General features: G+C 70.1%; 17 protein-coding genes and 1 pseudogene. 3 read left to right on the top strand and 15 right to left on the bottom strand.

From position 1 onward, the window contains the following. The 10 genes from AB0436_RS28060 to fabG form a co-directional block, all read right to left on the bottom strand. The coding region (locus AB0436_RS28060) for an amino acid adenylation domain-containing protein (protein ID WP_366470732.1) at nt 1–3,214 on the bottom strand (3,214 nt) is incomplete at its 3' end. Between the two features lie 154 nt (nt 3,215–3,368). Further along, complete coding sequence (gene sbnB, locus AB0436_RS28055) at nt 3,369–4,409, bottom strand: 2,3-diaminopropionate biosynthesis protein SbnB (protein ID WP_366470731.1); 1,041 nt, start codon at nt 4,407–4,409, stop codon at nt 3,369–3,371. After that, nucleotides 4,403–5,416 carry a 2,3-diaminopropionate biosynthesis protein SbnA gene (gene sbnA / locus AB0436_RS28050; RefSeq protein ID WP_366470730.1) on the bottom strand — a complete coding sequence of 338 codons (1,014 nt, stop codon included), beginning with the start codon at nt 5,414–5,416 and terminating at the stop codon, nt 4,403–4,405. The genes sbnB and sbnA overlap by 7 nt, the downstream gene beginning before the upstream one ends. After that, entirely contained in the window at nt 5,413–6,810 is a 1,398-nt protein-coding gene (locus tag AB0436_RS28045; protein WP_366470729.1) for a condensation domain-containing protein, read from the bottom strand. Before AB0436_RS28045 ends, sbnA begins: the two co-directional genes overlap by 4 nt. Before the next feature lie 3 nt (nt 6,811–6,813). Further along, on the bottom strand, nt 6,814–7,059 hold the full coding sequence (locus tag AB0436_RS28040) for a phosphopantetheine-binding protein (protein ID WP_366470728.1): 246 nt from the start codon (nt 7,057–7,059) through the stop codon (nt 6,814–6,816). 62 nt (nt 7,060–7,121) lie between these two features. Further along, nucleotides 7,122–8,078 carry a beta-ketoacyl-ACP synthase III gene (locus AB0436_RS28035; protein WP_366470727.1) on the bottom strand — a complete coding sequence of 319 codons (957 nt, stop codon included), beginning with the start codon at nt 8,076–8,078 and terminating at the stop codon, nt 7,122–7,124. 24 nt (nt 8,079–8,102) lie between these two features. Beyond that, complete coding sequence (locus tag AB0436_RS28030; RefSeq protein ID WP_366470726.1) at nt 8,103–9,077, bottom strand: TauD/TfdA family dioxygenase; 975 nt, start codon at nt 9,075–9,077, stop codon at nt 8,103–8,105. 61 nt (nt 9,078–9,138) lie between these two features. Beyond that, nucleotides 9,139–10,074, bottom strand: a complete 936-nt coding sequence (locus tag AB0436_RS28025) for a TauD/TfdA family dioxygenase (RefSeq protein WP_366470725.1) — start codon at nt 10,072–10,074, stop codon at nt 9,139–9,141. Between the two features lie 25 nt (nt 10,075–10,099). Further along, nucleotides 10,100–10,861 carry an alpha/beta fold hydrolase gene (locus AB0436_RS28020; RefSeq protein ID WP_366470724.1) on the bottom strand — a complete coding sequence of 254 codons (762 nt, stop codon included), beginning with the start codon at nt 10,859–10,861 and terminating at the stop codon, nt 10,100–10,102. 2 nt (nt 10,862–10,863) lie between these two features. After that, nucleotides 10,864–11,610 carry a 3-oxoacyl-[acyl-carrier-protein] reductase gene (fabG, locus tag AB0436_RS28015; protein WP_366470723.1) on the bottom strand — a complete coding sequence of 249 codons (747 nt, stop codon included), beginning with the start codon at nt 11,608–11,610 and terminating at the stop codon, nt 10,864–10,866. A gap of 100 nt (nt 11,611–11,710) precedes the next feature. Between fabG and AB0436_RS28010 the strand changes: the two genes are divergently transcribed. Both AB0436_RS28010 and AB0436_RS28005 read left to right on the top strand, forming a co-directional pair. Continuing rightward, nucleotides 11,711–12,445, top strand: coding sequence for a 4'-phosphopantetheinyl transferase superfamily protein (locus tag AB0436_RS28010; RefSeq protein WP_366470722.1), 735 nt, complete (start codon nt 11,711–11,713; stop codon nt 12,443–12,445). A gap of 192 nt (nt 12,446–12,637) precedes the next feature. Further along, nucleotides 12,638–13,759: a citrate synthase 2 gene (locus AB0436_RS28005; RefSeq protein ID WP_366470721.1), complete on the top strand. Its 1,122-nt coding sequence runs from the start codon at nt 12,638–12,640 to the stop codon at nt 13,757–13,759. Between the two features lie 68 nt (nt 13,760–13,827). On the opposite strand, the gene AB0436_RS28000 is transcribed toward AB0436_RS28005, so the two are convergent. Next, the gene (locus AB0436_RS28000; protein WP_366470720.1) at nt 13,828–14,331 is read right to left on the bottom strand and encodes a DinB family protein; all 504 of its coding nucleotides are present in this window, start codon (nt 14,329–14,331) and stop codon (nt 13,828–13,830) included. Nucleotides 14,332–14,427: 96 nt separating this feature from the next. On the opposite strand from AB0436_RS28000, the gene AB0436_RS27995 reads away from it, so the two are divergent. Then, on the top strand, nt 14,428–14,919 hold the full coding sequence (locus tag AB0436_RS27995) for a GNAT family N-acetyltransferase (RefSeq protein ID WP_366470719.1): 492 nt from the start codon (nt 14,428–14,430) through the stop codon (nt 14,917–14,919). A 134-nt stretch (nt 14,920–15,053) separates the two neighbouring features. Here AB0436_RS27995 and AB0436_RS27990 read toward each other — a convergent pair whose 3' ends face one another. From AB0436_RS27990 to AB0436_RS27975, 4 genes and pseudogenes are all read right to left on the bottom strand, one after another. Then, nucleotides 15,054–15,821 (bottom strand): D-Ala-D-Ala carboxypeptidase family metallohydrolase, encoded by a 768-nt coding sequence (locus tag AB0436_RS27990; protein WP_366470718.1) that lies wholly within the window; start codon nt 15,819–15,821, stop codon nt 15,054–15,056. Nucleotides 15,822–15,951: 130 nt separating this feature from the next. Further along, nucleotides 15,952–16,536: a TetR/AcrR family transcriptional regulator gene (locus AB0436_RS27985; protein WP_366470717.1), complete on the bottom strand. Its 585-nt coding sequence runs from the start codon at nt 16,534–16,536 to the stop codon at nt 15,952–15,954. A 56-nt stretch (nt 16,537–16,592) separates the two neighbouring features. Continuing rightward, nucleotides 16,593–16,715 (bottom strand): annotated as a pseudogene (locus tag AB0436_RS27980) (acyclic terpene utilization AtuA family protein); the annotation flags it as partial. Beyond that, complete coding sequence (locus tag AB0436_RS27975) at nt 16,712–17,503, bottom strand: TIGR03084 family metal-binding protein (protein ID WP_366470716.1); 792 nt, start codon at nt 17,501–17,503, stop codon at nt 16,712–16,714. The gene AB0436_RS27975 and the pseudogene AB0436_RS27980, both read right to left, overlap by 4 nt. Nucleotides 17,504–17,576 lie beyond the last annotated feature (73 nt).

The raw sequence follows: 17,576 nt of genomic DNA, 5'->3' as shown, positions 1-17,576 counted from the left end.
ACTCCACAGCCACCGCACCCGGCGACTCAACAACCCAACGCCCAACCAACTCCGGCACCGAAACCTCCGGCACCACCACCGACGTGTCATTCCACGCCCGCAACAGCCGGCGCTCGTGGACGGAGGAGATGTCGATGGCCGACAGCGCCACATCGGGCGCGGCGGCGACGCCTTCGAGGAGCCGCACGAAGTGCTCCGCCATGCGCTCCACGGTCGCCTGGTCGAAGAGGGCGGTCGCGTACTCCAGCGCACCGATCAGCGAACCGTCCGCCTGACGCCAGATGAACAGCGTCAGATCGGTCTTGGCCACCCGCCAGGCGCCCTGGAAGGCGTCCATCAGCACGTCGTCGGTGGTCACCGAGGTCGATCCCTCGTCCTGCAGATCGAAGGCCACCTGGTAGAGCGGGGTGCGGGAGAGGTCACGGATCGGCTGCAGCTCGTCCACCAGCCGCTCGAACGGCAGCTCCTGGTGCGCGAATCCGGCCATGGCCGTGTTCTTGGTGCGCTGCAGCAGCTCGGTGAAGGTCGGGTCACCGGTCAGATCGCACCGCATGACCAGCGAGTTGAGGAAGAAGCCGACCGTGTCCTGGATCTCGGGACGCAGCCGGCCGGTGACCGGCGAGCCGATACCGAAGTCGTCCTGGCCGCTGTGCAGCGAGAGCAGCGCGGCGAAGCCCGCGAGCAGCGTGGCGTACGGCGTCGCCCCGTGCTGACGAGCGATGCCGCTGAGGGAGTCGGCGAGTCCGGCCGGTACGGAGAACCGCACACCCGCGCCTCGCCCGTCACGCTGGGCGGGTCGGGGGCGGTCCGTGGGCAGTTGGAGCTCGGGCAGTCCGTTCAGCGCGGTCTTCCAGTAGTCGAGCTGACGGTCGAGGACCGTGTCGTCCGAGCGGTTCGCCTGCCAGGCGGCGTAGTCGGCGTACTGCACCGGCAGCGGGGCGAGCTCCGGCTCGCGGTGCTCCTTTGCCGCGGCACACAGCTCGCGCAGTTCGCGCTCCAGGAGCACGGTCGACCAGCCGTCGGTGCAGATGTGGTGGGTCGTGACCAGCAGGACGGGACCACCGATCGGCACCCGTACCAGCATGGCGCGCCACAGCGGTCCGTCGGCCAGGTCGAAACCGCGGCGGAACTGTTCGCCGAACAGGCCCTCCAGGTCCGCCTCACCGGCATCCTCGATGCGCAGCTCGACCGGTTGGGGGTCGACGACCAGCTGGTGGGGGTCCTCACCGTTCAGCCGATACCTGGTGCGCAGCGACTCGTGGCGGGCCTCCAGCGCGTCCAGCGCCCGCTGCACCGTGTCGCTCGAGGTGCCGGCGGGCAGCCGCAGGAAGAGGGGGGCCACCCATTCGTCGCTGCCCGGGTGCATCCGGTCCAGGAACCAGAGCCGGTGCTGCCCGAAGGAGAGCGGCAGCAGCCCGTCACGCCGTACCGGCTGCACCGCGGAGACGGCGGGCCTTGCCTCGTCGAGGAGGCGCGCCTGAGCCTCCACGGTGGTGGCACCGAAGAGTCCGCGCAGCTGGATCTCGTCACCGGAAGCCTTGCGCAGCGCGTCGGCGAGCCGGGTGAGGACCAGCGAGGAGCCGCCGAGCGCGAAGAAGTCGTCCTGGGTGCCGACCCGCTCGACCTGGAGCAGTTGCTCCCATACCTGGGCGACCAGGCGCTCGGAGGGAGTCCGTGGGGCGATGTGGCCGCCCTCGACGCCGTTGCCCGTGCCCGGCTGCTCCGGGTCGGGCAGCGCGTTGCGGTCCACCTTGCCGTTGCTGGTCAGCGGGAAGGCGTCGACCGGCACGAAGAGGGACGGGACCATCGGCTCCGGCAGCCGCTTGCGCAGGAAGCTGCGCAGTTCGTCGCGGGGGATCCGGCGGCCCGCCGTCAGGTGTGCCACCAGCCGCTTTCCGCCGCCGATGACACGAGCGGAGACGACTGCACCTCGCACATCGGGGTGCGCGCTCAACGCGGCCTCCACCTCGGCGGGTTCGATCCGTACACCGTTGACCTTGACCTGGTGGTCGGCCCGGCCGAGGAAGTCCAGGACGCCGTCGGAACGCCAGCGAGCGAGGTCGCCCGTGCGGTACATCAGGCTGCCCGCCGGACCGTGCGGGTCCGGGATGAAGCGCTCGGCGGTCTGTCCGGGCTTGCCGACGTAACCGCGTGCGACGCCGACTCCCGCCGCGTACAGCTCGCCCACGACACCGATCGGTACCGGGTCGAGGTCCTCGTCCAGGACGTAGGCGCGCATGTTGTCGATGGGCCGGCCGATCGGCACGGCCTCGGTGTGCAGTGCGGGGTCGAACTCCTGGCCGGTTACGTCGATGGAGCACTCGGTGGGTCCGTAGGTGTTCCACACCTTGGCGCCGGTGGGCTCGGCGATCCGGCGGCACAGTTCCGCGTCCAGCGCCTCCCCCGCGGAGAAGACCAGGCGCAACCCGGTGCACTCGGCCCAGCCGGGCTCCTCGACGAGCAGCCGCAGTACGGACGGCACCCCCTGCAGCACGGTGACGCGCTGGGCGGCGACCGTCTTCACGAGCAGACCGGGGTTCGACTCGACGCCTTCCGGAGCCATCACCACGGTGCCGCCGGCGACCAGCGGGGCGAAGAGTTCCAGGGCCGCCGCGTCGAAGGTGACGACGGTCTTCTGCAGCACCCGGTCGTCGGCGCCGAGCCCCTGGCGTTCGAGCGACCAGGCCACCCGGTTCGCGATTCCGCCGTGCTGGACGAGGACGCCCTTGGGGCGGCCCGTCGAACCGGAGGTGTAGGTGATGTACGCGGCGTGGTCCGGGCCGGCCACCGGGTCGAGCGGGCTGTCCTGGAACGCGTCCAGGCCGGTGGCCGGGGCGTCCAGGAGTACGACTCCGCCGCTCGTCGCGGCGGGGCAGCGCGCGGCCGTCGACGTGGTGGTCAGCACCGTCTCCGCGCCGCTGTCGACGGTCATGTACGCGATGCGGTCGGCCGGGTGGCCCGCGTCCAGGGGCACATACGCGGCACCGGCCTTCCACACTCCGAGCAGCGCGGCCACCAGTTCACGTCCACGCGGCAGGCACACCGCCACCCGCGATTCGGGACCGACACCGCGCGACAGGAGCAGCCGGGCGATCCGGTTCGCGCGCCCGTCCAGCTGCGCATACGTCATCGCCCCTTGTCCGTCGTCGACCGCGGTGGCGTGCGGGGTCCGGTCGGCCTGGTGAGCGATCAGTTCGTGCAGCGGGACAGACATCTCTTCTCCAGAAGTGGTGATCAATTGCTGCCGGTGGGGGGAGTCCTGCGGGACTTCGCCGATGGCGTCCGGGGCGATGGTGGTCGGGCCGATCGCGGCCTGGTGCCGTGACCGGCAATGCTTGCCGGGAGCGGCATCAGTGCCGTGACCGGCACTAGTGAGGCACCGGTGCCGGCAGGAACCCGTCGATGAGGGTGCCGATGCCGCTGCGCCGCGCCGCGTCCCTGACGTACCGCGCAAGCGCCAGGTCGAGGATTCCGAGGCCGAACGGCGAGTACACCAGCGGCCTTCCGGGGTCGGGGGTGAGCTGCGCGGTACCGCGCAGCAGTGCGCCGATGCTCGCGTCGATGAAGTCGTGTCCGCCCGTCTCCGATTCCGCAAGGTGCAGCGAAGTGCGCTCACGCAGAACGTGGCCGGGGTCGTCGACGATGTTGTGCGAAGCGAGCACCGCGGGCACCGTGAGGTCCCGCAGCGAGATGTGCAGCACCACGGCGCTGGGCGAGCAGGAGTCGAGGTCGGTGTACGGGGTGCCGGCCGTGGTCGCGAAGGAGATCAGGTCGTGCGCGCCCAGTGCTTCCTTGAGCGAGGTGCAGTGGCGCACCTTCGCATTGGGCAGCAGCCGCGCGTTCTCACTGGTGAACTGCTTGGCCCGGTCCAGGTCCTGGTCGTACACCGCGAGGGCGTCCAGCTCCGGCCGCTCGGCGGCGAGGAAGCGCAGGATCTCGCGGTTGATGACGCCGGTGCCGATGAGGGTGACACCGGACGGCCTGCGGGCGCCGAGGAGCAGCCGGGCGCCGAGGGCGGCCGACGCCGCGGTGCGCTGTGCCGAGATCAAGGAGCCCTCGATCAGCGCCTCGGGGTGCCCGTTCTTCAGCGAGTTCAGGAGGATGGCGGCGCTGGCGCGCTCGGTGCCGGCCTCGACGTTGCCGGGGAACGAGGAGATCCACTTCATTCCGGCGACCTCGTCGGAGCCACCGGAACCGTCGTCGGAGCTGTTGCCGGCTCGACCGCCGAGGTAGCCGGGCAGACCGATGATGCGGTCTCTCGGCCGGTCGGGGAAACGCAGGAAGACGGAGTGCGGAAGACTCGTACGTCCCTCGTCGTGCCGCTGGTAGGCGTCCGCTACTAGATCGATGACCTCCTTCTCGTGTCCGTTCAGCAGTCCGGCGACCTCACGGTGCCTGATGATCAGCATGCTTCCACCGCCAAGGTGTGTTCGGATTCTTTCCAGAGGTGTGCGACCTCTCCGAAATGGGCCCGCACCCAGTCGTCGGAGTAGATCGTGTCGAGATAGCGGTCGCCGCGGTCGGGGAAGATCATCGCGACGTTGCTGCCCGGCGGGATACGGTCGGCGAGCTTGCCCAGCGCTGCCACTACGGCGCCCGAAGAGCCACCGGCGAGGATGGCTTCGCGCTGCACCAGGGTCCGGCAGCCGACGACGCATTCGAGGTCGGAGATGAGCACGACCTCGTCGGCGAGCGTCGGGTCGAACAGGGCAGGACGGACCGCGGCCCCGTGTCCGGGCAGCAGCCTCGGCCCCGACACTCCGCCGAACAGCACACTGCCCAGGGCGTCGACCCCGACCAGGGTGGTGGAGAGTCCGTGGTCACGGATGTACTGCGCGCAGCCGGTCATGGTGCCGCCGGTGCCGGTCGAGGCGAGCAGGTAGTCCACCTTGCCGTCCAGCGCCTCCACGATCTCGCGCATGGTCTGCTGGTGCGCCCGCGGGTTGAGCGGGTTCGCGTACTGGTTGGGCCAGTAGGCACCCGGGGTCGCGGCCACCAGTTCGCGCACCCGCTTGAGCCGCATGGGCAGGTACGCGCCGGTGTCCGGGTCGACCTCGGTGATCATCTCGACGGTGACCTGGTAGGCGCGGAGGATGGCCAGGTTCTGCTGGGTGGTCTTGGGGTCCACCACGCAGATGAAGTCGATTCCGTAGTAGCGGCAGATCTGGGCGATGCCGATGGCCAGGTTGCCCGAGCTGGACTCCACGACCGTGGACCTGCCCGGGATCAGTTCGCCGTTACGGACCTTGCCGAGCAGCATGCCCAGCGCCGATCGGTCCTTGACGCTGCCACCGGGGTTGAAGGCCTCGAGTTTGGCGAACACCCGGGAGGCGAAACGCGGGCGCAGGCCGCCGAGTTCCACCAGGTGGGTGTGGCCGATCGCATCGAGGATGCCGGGAAGTACCCGTCGGTTCATGAGCCGCCGCCAGGGCTGCCGCTCAGGGAGAGCAGAGCGGTCTTCTCCGCGTCGGACATCAGTGAGATGCGGGAGACCTTGCGACGGGGGTCCTCCGCGGCGGCCTCCAGGAACCGGACGAACTGGCCGAACAGGCGGTCCACGGTTTCCGGTTCGAAGATCTCGGTGTTGTAGCGGAACGCCACGGTCAATCCGTACACGTCCCGGGTCACTTCGAGCGACAGATCGCACTGTCCCTCGAGGTGCGGGATCTCCAGATAGCTGACCGAGAGTCCGGCCACCTCCAGGACGTCGCCGGAGGTCACCCCGCCGAGGCCCGCACCGAAGTGATCGCTGTTCACCATGGTCATGGAGATCCGGTACAGCGGATCAGCCGTCGCCGCGGCCCGGACGACCAGCGGGAACGGATAGCCGGCGCGGGGCGTCGCCTGCCGGAGCCGCTCGTTGGCGTCGGCCATCACCTCGCTCAGCGTGCTGGACCGGTCGACCTGCCCCCTGATCAGGATGGGGTTGACGAAGTAGCCCACCACGTCCTTGGCCGCGGCGCGGCGGACCGATGCCGGGCAGGCGATCAGGAAGTCGGTCTGTCCGCTGCAGCGGTGCAGCAGCGCCTGGAAGGCGCCGAGAATCATCGCGAACTGCGACACACCCTGCTCGGCCGCGGCGTTCTTGAGCTTCTCCGAGAGTTCCCCGGGCAGCTTCCGCACCAGGCTCGCCCCGGCGCCGGCCGAGATCGCGGGACGGGGATGGTCCAGCGGAAGCTCCCCGGGCACGGAGCCCTTGCGCTGCTCCTGCCAGTACTCCCCCTGCCGGTCGCCGCGCGTCGAGTCGAGCAGTGCGCGCTCCAGCTCGACGAAGTCCTGGTACTCGCTGGTGAGCGGAGCCCAGCCGGGCTCGTCGCCGAGCGCGTAGGCCCGGTAGGCCTCCAGCAGATCGCGCCACAGCGTCCACTGGGAGATCGCGTCGGTGGCGATGTGATGGGTGAGGCAGAGCAGTACCGCGTCGTTCTCCCGGCGCAGCAGGACCGGACGGAAGGCGCCGTCCTCAGTCAGCCGGAAGGGTCTGCGGGCCTCCGCCTCGAAGATCCGCCGCAGCTCAGCGTCGTCGGCGTCCGGCACGTCCCGTATCTCCAGCGCGGAGACCTCACCCGGCTCGCGCAGGTACCGGCTGGGGATGCCGTCGGGCTCGGCGTAGACCGACCGCAGCATCGGATGGCGCACGGTGAGCGCCCGTACCGCCCGCACCAGGACAACCGGGTCCGGCGCGGGCGCCATGCGGACACCACCGGCGAGGTTGTAGGTCGCGCTCTCGGGAGCCAGTTTGTGGAGCAGCCAGAGCCCCACCTGGCCCACCGACAAGGGCATCGCCCCGCCCATGGGGTCCGTACGGTCCATCGGTCAGACTCCCGCCTTGCTGGCGGTGAGGAAATCGACGACGTCGGTGATGCGGATCAGGTCACCGATCTTGTCGTCGGGCACCTCGAGGCCGTAGGCCTTCTCGACCGCGGCCAGCAGGTCGATCCGGGTGAGGGAGTCCATGCCCATCTCGTCGAAGCTGAGGTCTGCGGTGACCTTCACTTCCAGGTCGGGGGCGGTGCGCTCGGTCAGCGCGATGACGTCCTTGACCATGTCTTCTCTGCTCATGTTCTTTCCGTTCTTGGGTGGTTGGGCGTATGTGGTGTTCGAAAGGGGGTACGGCGGAGGCACTACGGCATCCGCGCGACCTGGCCGGCGTAGGTCAGGCCGGCGCCGAAGCCCAGGAGGAGGACCTTGTCCCCCGGTGTGCTGCGCCCGCTCTCCTTGAGCCGGCTCAGCGCCAGCGGCACGGAGGCCGCCGAGGTGTTGCCCGTGTCGACCACGTCGTTGACGACGCGGTCCTGCGGGATCTCCAGCTGCGAGGCGAGGGTGGTGATGATGCGCTTGTTCGCCTGGTGCGGGACGAACCAGTCGATCTCGTCCATACGGACACCGGCGGCCGCACAGGCGCGCTCGGCGACGCCCGGCATGGTGCCCGTCGACCACTTGTAGACGAGCGGGCCGTTCATGGTGACGTACTCCTCGCCGTCTCCCTTCTCGTTGATGGCGATGGCCTCGTGCCGCTTGCCGTCACTGCCCCAGACCGTGGGACCGATCTTCGGCTCGTCCGAGTGCGAGACCACCACGGCGCCGGCGCCGTCACCGAAGATGACGAAGGTGTCGGGGTCCTCGGGGTCGATCCAGTCGCTGATCCGCTCCACCCCGACGACGAGCACATGGCGTGCCTCACCGACGCGGATCGCGTTGGACGCCATGGCCAGCGAGTAGGTGAAGCCGGCACACACCGCGTTGAGGTCGTAGGCACCGGAGTTGGGCAGTCCGATGCGGCTGGCCACCTCCGGGGCGATACCGGGCATCCGCTTCTTGCGGGTGGTGGTGGCGATGATCGTCAGCCCGACCTCGGCCGGGTCGATGTCGGCGTCGACCAGGGCCTTCTCGCCCGCGGCCACCGACATGGAGACCATGTCCTCCGACTCCTCCGCGTGGTAGCGGGTCTGGATGCCGGTGCGCTGCTTTATCCACTCCGGGGAGACCGTCGTCAGCTTCGACAGTTCCTCGTTGGAGACCAGACGGTTCGGCCGGTAGGCGGCGATTCCGGAGATGCGCGAACCGAGGATCTCGGTCATAGGTACCTCAACTCTCGTGACCCGTCAGGCATTCGACGGCTCGGCCATGGCTACGGCGATCCGCCGCGGCCCGGTGAACGGCTCGCGCGCGTGCGCGGCCAGCATGTTGTCGACGACCAGCACGTCATCGCGCTGCCAGTCGAAACGGACGGTCGCCGACCGGTAAGCGGCGCGGAGATGGTCCATCACGTCGTCCGGGATGGCTCCGCCGTCCCCGTAGAACGTGTTGGTGGGCAGGTCCTCGTCGGCGAAGATGGCGCGCAGTCCGGCGCCGACCTCCGGGGCCAGGGTGCTGACGTGGAAGAAGGTGGCGTGGTTGAACCACACCTCCTCGCCGGTGACCGGATGACGGTGCACCGCGTCGCGCGAGGCGGTGGTGCGCAGCGCGCCGTCCGGCAGCCACTGGGCCTCGATGTGACGGTCCTTGCAGTACGCCACCACGGCGTTCCGGTCGGAGGTGTTGAACGCCTCCTGCCACGGAACCCCGAAGCCGGTGTGGAAGTTGCGCACCACCTGCCAGCCGCGCTTCTCGAACTCCTCGCGCACGGCCGGATCGATCAGCCGCAGCACCTCGCGGATGTCTGCGAGCGGGGTGGCGCCCTGGGTGACCGCCGGCTCGACGCAGTAGAAGTACAGCCGCTGCGGCCAGACCGCCTGATAGGAGTTCTCGTTGTGCAGGAAGATCTCCTCGTCCTGCGGGTAGTCCGTCGAGGTGTAGACCTGCCCCTTGATGGTGGAGCGGGGCGACGAGCGCTCCGCGTAGGCCAGCGGGGACGTACCCGAGTACGCCTCGACGACCCCGCTGAACCCGTCCACTCCACCGACCTCGAAGCCGCGCAGCAACAGCGCGCCGCGCTCGGAGAGCAGCTCCCGCAACTCGGCGTGGTGCTCGGTGATGTAGTCGTGGATACCGGTACCGGGAACGCCGGGCCGACGAAGCCCGGGCACGGTTCCGCTTCCCGCCCAGCCGGCGGGTACCTCTTCCGAGGTGATGGTCATGATCAACTCACTCTGTCGTCGGAGATTCCGGTGCGGAGGGCGGGAACGGGCCGGTAGGGCCTCAGTCGGACATCGCCACGAGGATCCGGCGGTCACCGGTGAACGACCGCCGACCGTGCGCGAGCAGCACGTTGTCGATGAGCAGCAGGTCGCCCGTGCGCCAGTCCACGTTCACGGCGGCCTCCAGGCCCCGGTCACGGATCTGGACGACGTACTCGGCGGGGATGGGGCTGCCGTCGGCGAAGGTCACCGACTGCGGCAGTTCGTCCGCGGAGAGGATCGAGTACAGCTCGGCGGCCGTGTCGTCACCGAGGCCGCTGGGATGCCACTGATCGGCCTGGTTGAACCACACCTCGACACCGGTGACCGGGTGCTCGGTGGTGGAGGGCCGCTCGGACTCGACGCGCAGGCTGCCGTCACGACGCCAGTCCCACTCGGCGCCGGCGCCCTTCAGGAACGCCTCCACGTCCGCGCGTTCGGTGGTCTCGAAGGTGTCCTGCCAGCTCTTGCCGAGGCCGTAGCCGTCGTGCAGGTTCTGCACGTAGCGGACCCCGCCGGCGAAGGCCTCGCGTACCTCGGGGTCCAGGATGGCCAGCCACTTGGCGGAGTCCAGGACGGGCGTCGCGCCGCCGCTGCCGGGCTGCGTCTGGCAGAAGAACGCCAACCGGCTCGGCCAGGCGTGGGCGTAGCTCATCTCGTTGTGCATCGAGATGTCGAACTCCTGCGGATACTCCGTCGAGGTGTAGACGTTGCCGCCGACCTTGGTGCGCGGGGAGTTTCCGTGCACATACGCCAGCCGATTCGGCAGCAGGTGGTCCAGCGCCTTGTCGAGGGTGTCCTGGTTGATACCGAACCCGCGGAAGACCAGGCCCTTCTCACGTACCAGGGAGCCGGCCAGGCCGTCCTCCAGCTCTTCGAGTTGGGCGAGCAGTTGATCGACCCCGCCGTCGCCCTTCGCCTCGATTTCCAGTGGCGCCCATGTCTCGGTGTTCGTCACGGCGCTGCTCCTCTCGCTGTGGCCGTCAGATCGTCTGTCGGGCCGGGACATGAGCCAGTCGCTCCGCGATGTCCGCGGTCAGCTCCGCCTCCCGGGGGGCGATATAGAAGTGGTCTCCGGTGAAGGACCGCAGCGTGAAGCCGCCGCTGGTCAACTCCTCCCAGGCCAGTACCCGTTGCTGGTCGCAGCCCGGGTCCCGGTCGCCCCGGTACGCGATGATCGGGGCACGCAGCCGCACGGGTTTCTCCGGCTGGTACGTCTCGATCAGCTTGTAGTCGGAGCGCAGCGCGGGCAGCAGCAGGTCGCGCAGTTCCGGGATGCCGTAGGCATCGCCGCCGAGGGTCCCCAGCCGCCCCACTCCGGCGATCAGCACCTCGTCGGCGGCCCGGTGCAGCTGGGTACGGGACGTACGGTGCGGGGCGTTCCGGCCGGAGAGCATCACCGTCGCCGGCCCTGCGCCGGTGCCGGCCTCCAGCCGGGCCGCCGCCTCGTAGGCCACCGCGGCGCCCATGCTGTGCCCGAAGAAGGCGACCGGCATGTCCCGGTAAGGGGTGAGTGCTTCGGTGATTTCGCCGACCAGCTCGTCCATCGACTCGATGCACGGCTCCGAGAGCCGCTCCTGCCGGCCGGGATAACGGACGGCGAGCAGCTCGATGTCGGCGGGCAGTCGCGCGGGCCAGCCGTGGAAGAGCTGGGCGTTGCCGCCGGCGTGCGGGAAGCCGACGAGCCGGAGCCGCGGGGTGCTCTGCCGCGCGTACCTGCGGAACCAGATCTCCGAAGCGCTCACCCTCACAGCGCCATGCCTCCGTCGATCCTCAGGACCTGTCCGGTGATGTAGTCGGCCTGTGAGGAGACCAGATAGGAGACGAGCGCCGCCACTTCCTCAGGGGTGCCGAAACGCCCCAGCGGAATGCGCTTGATGGCTTCCTTCGCCATCGCCTCCGGCACCGAAGCGACCATCTCGGTGTCGATGAAGCCCGGGGCCACCGAGTTGGCGCGTACTCCGTACCGCCCGAACTCCTTGGCCAGTGCCTGGGTCAGGCCGATGATCCCGGCCTTGGAAGCCGAGTAGTTCGTCTGCCCCGCGTTGCCCATGACCCCGGCGACCGACGCGAGGGTGACCACCGTGCCGGCCCGGCGCCTGATCATCGCCCGGACCACCGAGCGCAGCAGGTTGTACGTACCGTCCAGGTTGGTGCGCAGCACCGAGTCCCACTCGTCGTCCGACATGAGCGCCATCGGACGGTCCCGGGTGATACCCGCCGAGGTGACCACCGCGGACACCGGGCCCAGCTCCGCTTCGGTCTCGGCGACAAAGGCCCGGACGCCGACCCGGTCGGCGACGTCGACCTTGCGGATCAGGGCTCGCCGGCCGGCCGCCTCGATCTCCTTCTCCACCTGCTCCGCCGCCGCGTCGTCGGAGCGGTAGCAGATCGCCACATCGAAGCCGTCCCGCGCGAGCCGGGCGGCAACCGCTCGACCGATGCCACGGGAACCCCCGGTGACCAATGCCACCTGCGCCTCTTGGTCGGACACTCTTCCCCCATCCGTTTGAATGGTTCGAGAGTGCGTTCGCTCGCTATATCCGGCCTATACGCCCCTGGCCATGCCTTCACCGTCGGTAGGGTGACTCGTCATGACCCCGCTTGCGAAGTGTGGCCCGGTCCTGGCCGGCGTTCTGGCGCCGCTGCTCCCGACAGGGGTCGCCGTCGTCGACACCTTTTACGACAGCAATGAACTCGGGCTGTTTCCCGAGGAGGAAGCCCTGCTGGTCAAGGCCGTGCAGAAGCGACGGCAGGAGTTCAGCACCGGGCGGCGGTGTGCCCGTGCGGCACTGGCCGCCCACGGTCTCCCTCCCGCACCGATCCTGCCCGGCCCGCGCGGAGCACCGCTCTGGCCCGACGGCATGGTCGGCAGCATCACGCACTGCGCCGGCTACCGGGCAGCGGCGGTGGCCAGGGCGACGGACATCGCGGCCCTGGGCATAGACGCCGAACCCACCGAACCGCTGCGTGATCCCGGCGTCCTCGCCCTCCTCACGGACGCCGAGGAACGTGCCGCACTCGCCGGGCTGAAGCTCCGGCAGCCCGAAACGCCCTGGGAGAAGCTGCTGTTCAGCGCCAAGGAGTCCGTCTACAAGGCCTGGTTCCCGCTGACGGGGGAATGGCTGGGCTTCCACGACGCCCATGTCTCCCTGGCCCCCGACGGCACCTTCACCGCCACCCTGCTCGTCCCCGGCCCCTCCGTCGGCGGTATCCCGCTCACCGGTTTCGACGGCCGCTGGCTGGTCACCGGCGGCCTCGCCGTCACCGCCGTCACGCTGTCCGCCACGGCGGTACGGGACCGGACGGCCGACGGGGTGCCGAGGTAGGCGCCGTTCACCTCCCTGCGCGGATCCGGACGGCTCGGTGCCGGGTGCGGGGCTCCGGGGAGGGAGAACGGGGGCACGGCCATGTGCTCCCGTGGCGTGACCACCCCTTGTACGGGGCATGACCGGGATGACCGAACCCGCCAAGACCCCGTTCAAACATTTCACGCCCCGAGCGCCCCAAGGAGCCACCCGATGCCCGCATCTTCCTCCGCCTTTGTCCCCGGCCTCGAAGGAGTCGTCGCATTCGAGACGGAGATCGCCGAACCGGACAAGGAGGGCGGCGCGCTCCGGTACCGAGGCGTCGACATCGAGGATCTGGTCGGACAGGTCTCCTTCGGGAACGTCTGGGGCCTGCTGGTCGACGGAGCGTTCAACCCCGGCCTGCCGCCCGCCGAGCCCTTCCCCATCCCGGTGCACTCCGGTGACATCCGGGTCGACGTCCAGTCCGCGCTGGCCATGCTCGCCCCCGTGTGGGGGCTCAAGCCGCTGCTGGACATCGACGAGAAGACCGCACGGGACAACCTGGCGCGGGCCGCCGTCATGGCGCTCTCGTACGTGGCCCAGTCGGCGCGTGGGCAGGGCAGCCCGATGGTTCCGCAGAGCGAGATCGACAAGGCCGGGTCGATCGTCGAACGCTTCATGATCCGCTGGCGCGGCGAGCCGGACCCGAAGCACGTCAAGGCCGTCGACGCCTACTGGACCTCGGCCGCCGAGCACGGCATGAACGCCTCCACCTTCACCGCCCGGGTCATCGCCTCCACCGGCGCCGATGTCGCGGCCGCGCTGTCCGGCGCGGTGGGCGCGATGTCAGGACCGCTGCACGGCGGCGCGCCGTCCCGGGTCCTCGGCATGATCGAGGAGATCGAACGCACGGGTGACGCGAGTGCCTACGTAAAGCGGGCCCTGGACCGTGGCGATCGCCTCATGGGCTTCGGCCACCGCGTCTACCGCGCCGAGGACCCGCGTGCCCGCGTCCTGCGCCGCACGGCCAAGGAACTCGGCGCCCCGCGCTTCGAGGTCGCCGAGGCCCTGGAGAAGGCAGCCCTGGAGGAGTTGCACTCCCGCCGCCCGGACCGCGTACTGGCCACCAACGTGGAGTTCTGGGCGGCCATCATGCTCGACTTCGCGGAGGTCCCGGCCCACATGTTCACCTCGATGTTCACCTGCGCCCGTACGGCGGGCTGGTCCGCCCACATCCTGGAACAGAAGCGGACCGGCCGCCTGGTGCGGCCGTCGGCCCGCTACGTGGGGCCGGGCGTCCGTGACCCCCGGGATGTCGAGGGGTACGAGCAGCTGGCGGAACTGGGGAACTGAACCCCACGGCCGGCCCCGTAGCGCTCGGAGCTCGGCTCCCGGGACCACTCGGGACCCGAGCTTCGGGCCTATTCGCCGACCTCTCCATCGATCGCTTCGCGGATCAGGTCGGCATGGCCGTTGTGGCGCGCGTACTCCTCGATCATGTGGGTGAGGACATAGCGGAGTGAGATGACCTCGCCCCGGAAGCCGACCGTGTCGTCGAGGGACTCGACGGCGTCCGCGGCAGCACGGGAGCCCTCGCACGCCTCACGCCAGAGCACCCAAGCCTCGTCCACGTCGGCGTCGTCCACGCGGAATTCCGCGAGCTCGCCGCTGATCCTGGGCCAGAGGGGCTTGCAGTCCTCGGCGTTCAGCACCAACCGGAACCAGCTCCGCTCGACCTCGGCCGCATGCCGTACGAGGCCCAGCAGGGACAGGTCCGAGGTCGGAACCGCCTGCTGCTTGAGTTGCTCGCCGGTCAGGCCCTGGCACTTCATGGCGAGCGTCGCGCGCTGGTAGTCGAGGAACGCGGTCAGCGACGCACGGTCGCCGGCCACCTTGGACGGGTGTATGCGATGGTCATCACTCATCGGGCGATCATTGCACCGGACGGCGGACGACTCGCAGCCCTGGCAGGCCCGTTAATCGGATCGCGTGGTGACCACGTGCTTCCTATACTCGCGGGCATGTTGCAGCTGGAGCGGCTCCGGGCCGATCACGCAGGTGCTCTGCTGACGTTCGAGGAAGAGAACCGGGAGTACTTCGCACGGACCGTGCCGGATCGCGGGGACGCGTACTTCGCCGACTTCGCCACCCTTCTCCGGGCCCGGCTCGACGAGCAGGACGCCGGGGTGTGTCACTTCCATGTCGTCCTGGACGACCAGGGGGAGCTGATCGGCCGCATCAATATCGTGGACGCCGTGGACGGCGCCGCTGACCTCGGCTACCGGATCGGTGAGCGCGCCGCGGGCCGGGGTGTCGCGACTGCGGCGGTCCGGGAGGTGTGTCGCCTGGCTGTCACGGCGTACCGGCTCTCCGTGCTCAACGCCGCCACCACCCTGGACAACCGGGCATCGGCGGCCGTGCTCGCCCGCAACGGGTTCACCGCTGTGGGAGACGTCGTCCTCAGCGGGTGCCCCGGCGTGCGGTACCGGCGCCGACTCGTGGCAGCGGGCTGACGCACCCGCCGCCGCGCGGCCCGCTGTGTACGGTCGGCTGATCTGCACCCGCGACACGACCGACACAGGAGTGCGGGGTCACCCCGAGGACCACCGCTGACGCGCCCGCGCGTCAGCGGAGCAACCCCGACGGCTCAGATCGTGCCGTCCTGCCACCACCAGGCCCGGCCGAGGTCGGCCCGGCTGTCGACGTGCTGGTGGTCCTCGGTGTAGGTCTCCAGTCCGGAGAACCCGCAGGTCTCCGCCTTCTGGTAGACGGTGCGGTTGGAGACGCCCGCAACGCCCAGGTCGGCGGCGGTGCCGTACAGGTGCATGCTGTCGCTGGCCCCGCCCACATCGGCGTTGTGCTGGATGCTGCGGAAGCCGGAGTTGACGGTGATGGCCGTGTTGCCGAGCTTCTTGCGCAGCGCTTCGAGTTTGTACATGGCGCGCCGTACGTTCTCCTTGGTGGCTGCCGCGCTCAGCTTTCCGCCGGAGAACGTACCGCTGACCCGGTCGGTGAACTCACTCCAGTTGAAGTGGACGGTCGAACCGTCGGACTGCTGCAGGGCGTTGAGCTGCGACTGGGTGGCCGGGCCGACCACGCCGTCGGAGCTGAGGCCGTAGGCGGTCTGGAACCGGCGCACCGCGGCCGCTGTTCCCGCACCGAAGTCGCCGTCGATGGCCACCCTGGCCTGGCTCGGGCCGGTCGCCGCCCACCCGGCGACCCGGATCTGGAGTTCCGTCACGTCGGCCCCGGTCGCGCCCTGGCTGAGTGTGCGGGACCAGGCGTAGGCGTACGCGGTGCCGGTCGGCAGCAGCGGAACGAGGGTCACCGCGGCAGCCGCGGCGAGCGCACCGCGCAGCAGGGCGCGTCGGCCGGGAGCGGAGGGGAGTGCGGAACCGGGTCGGGAGGGAGTCATCGTTGTCCTTCCGAGCAAGTGGGGATTGGCACGTCCATGACAGCGGTCAATGTACGCGCGTAGAACAGTCGCGTGAAGAGGAGGGTGAAACCGCCATTGGTCTATGCGACGGAAGGTTGGCGAGGGACGATCAGCCCAGGGCGTGGTCCAGCAACCGCGCCCACTGGGCGACGACCCGGCGGTGGCGGGCGGTGTCGTCGGTGAGCACGTTGGCGAGGCCCAGGCCGCAGGCCATGTCGAGGAGGCCCTGGACCGTTTCCCGTACGCCGGGGCGGGACTCGTCGGCGCCGAGGAGTTCAACGGCGATGCGGTGTGTCTCGCGGCCCACCCGGGCCTCGAGTTCCGTGACCCGCGGGCGGAGCTGGTCCTCGTTGGAGGCGGCGACCCAGAGTTGGAGGGCTGCGCGGAAGAGCGGGCCGGTGTAGAGGTCGACCAAGGCGGCGACGACGGCTGTGCGGTCCTGCACGGGCAGCGCGCGCAGAGCAGTGAAGCGCTCCTCGGCGACGTATTCGACGGCGGCGGTGAAGAGATCCTCGCGGGTGGGGAAGTGGTGCTGGGCGGCGCCCCGCGAGACGCCCGCGCGTTCGGCCACAGCGGCGACCGTGGAACCGGCCCAGCCGTGTTCGGCCAGGCTGGAGACGGCGGCCGCCAGCAGGCGCTGCCGGGTGGCGCGGCTGCGGTCCTGCTTCGGGCCGCGGTCGGCGGACCTGGTCACCGGACTCCTCCGAGGCTCTGGCCTTGAGGGTGAGGACTCAAATGGAATCCGGGGTAGCTCAGCTCGGCCAGGAAGTCGCCGGTGAGGACGTCCAGCGGGCCCCCGGTGAGCATGTCCTTCATCGCGTCGAAGCGGTCGCCGTAGAACCCGGACGCGTTGCCGATCCGCAGCGGCCTCACGCTTCTCCCTTCGGCGCGCGGCCCGCGCCGGGCGGCCCGGCGAAGGCCTGCGCGATGTCCAGCCACTGCTCGGCGTCGGTTCCCTCGGCGCGTACCGCGAGGTCGTCGCGGTGCGCGCGCTGCGTCACCAGCAGGCAGAAGTCCAGCGCCGGCCCGGACACCCGCTGCACCGCGTCCGCCGGCCCGTACTCCCAGAGCTCCCCGCCCGGCGCCGTCAGCTCGACCCGGAACTCCTCGTCGGGCGCCGCCAGACCCCGTACCGAGAACGCGAAGTCCCGCGCCCGCACCCCGATCCGCGCCACATGCCGCAGCCGCGCCGTCGGCTCGCGCCGCACGCCCAGCGTGTCGGCGATGTCCTGGCCGTGCGCCCAGGTCTCCATCAGCCGCCCGGTCGCCATCGAAGCGGTGCTCATCGGCGGCCCGTACCACGGGAACCGGGCGCCGGGTGGCGCGGCCCGCAGCGCCCGCACAAGCCGGTCCCGCCCCGCCCGCCACTGCGCCAGCAGCTCGGGCGCGGGCAGCCGCGCGCCGGCCGCCGCCCCCTCGTCCACGAAGGTGTCAGGGGCGGCCAAAGCTTTCTCGACCTCCCCCGCGAACTCCCCCGCATCGGTCACGGCGAGCAGCGCGACCCGGTCGGTCCAGGCGAGGTGGGCGATCTGGTGCGCGATGCTCCAGCCGGGCGCGGGGGTGGGCAGCGCCCACCGCGCTTCGGTCAACCCGGCGACCAACAGGTCGAGTTCATCGCCTTCGTCGCACACATCGTCGAGCACGGCAGCTGCATCGGACACGGGCGCTCCCTCCGGGACACGACTTCGTGCCCCGGAGCATGGCAGCGGACCGAGAAACAATCAAGCGTGCTTG

Source organism: Streptomyces sp. NPDC051322 (genome assembly GCF_040689485.1).
Classification (GTDB): Bacteria; Actinomycetota; Actinomycetes; order Streptomycetales; family Streptomycetaceae; genus Streptomyces.
This window is presented reverse-complemented; position numbering and strand designations above follow the sequence as displayed.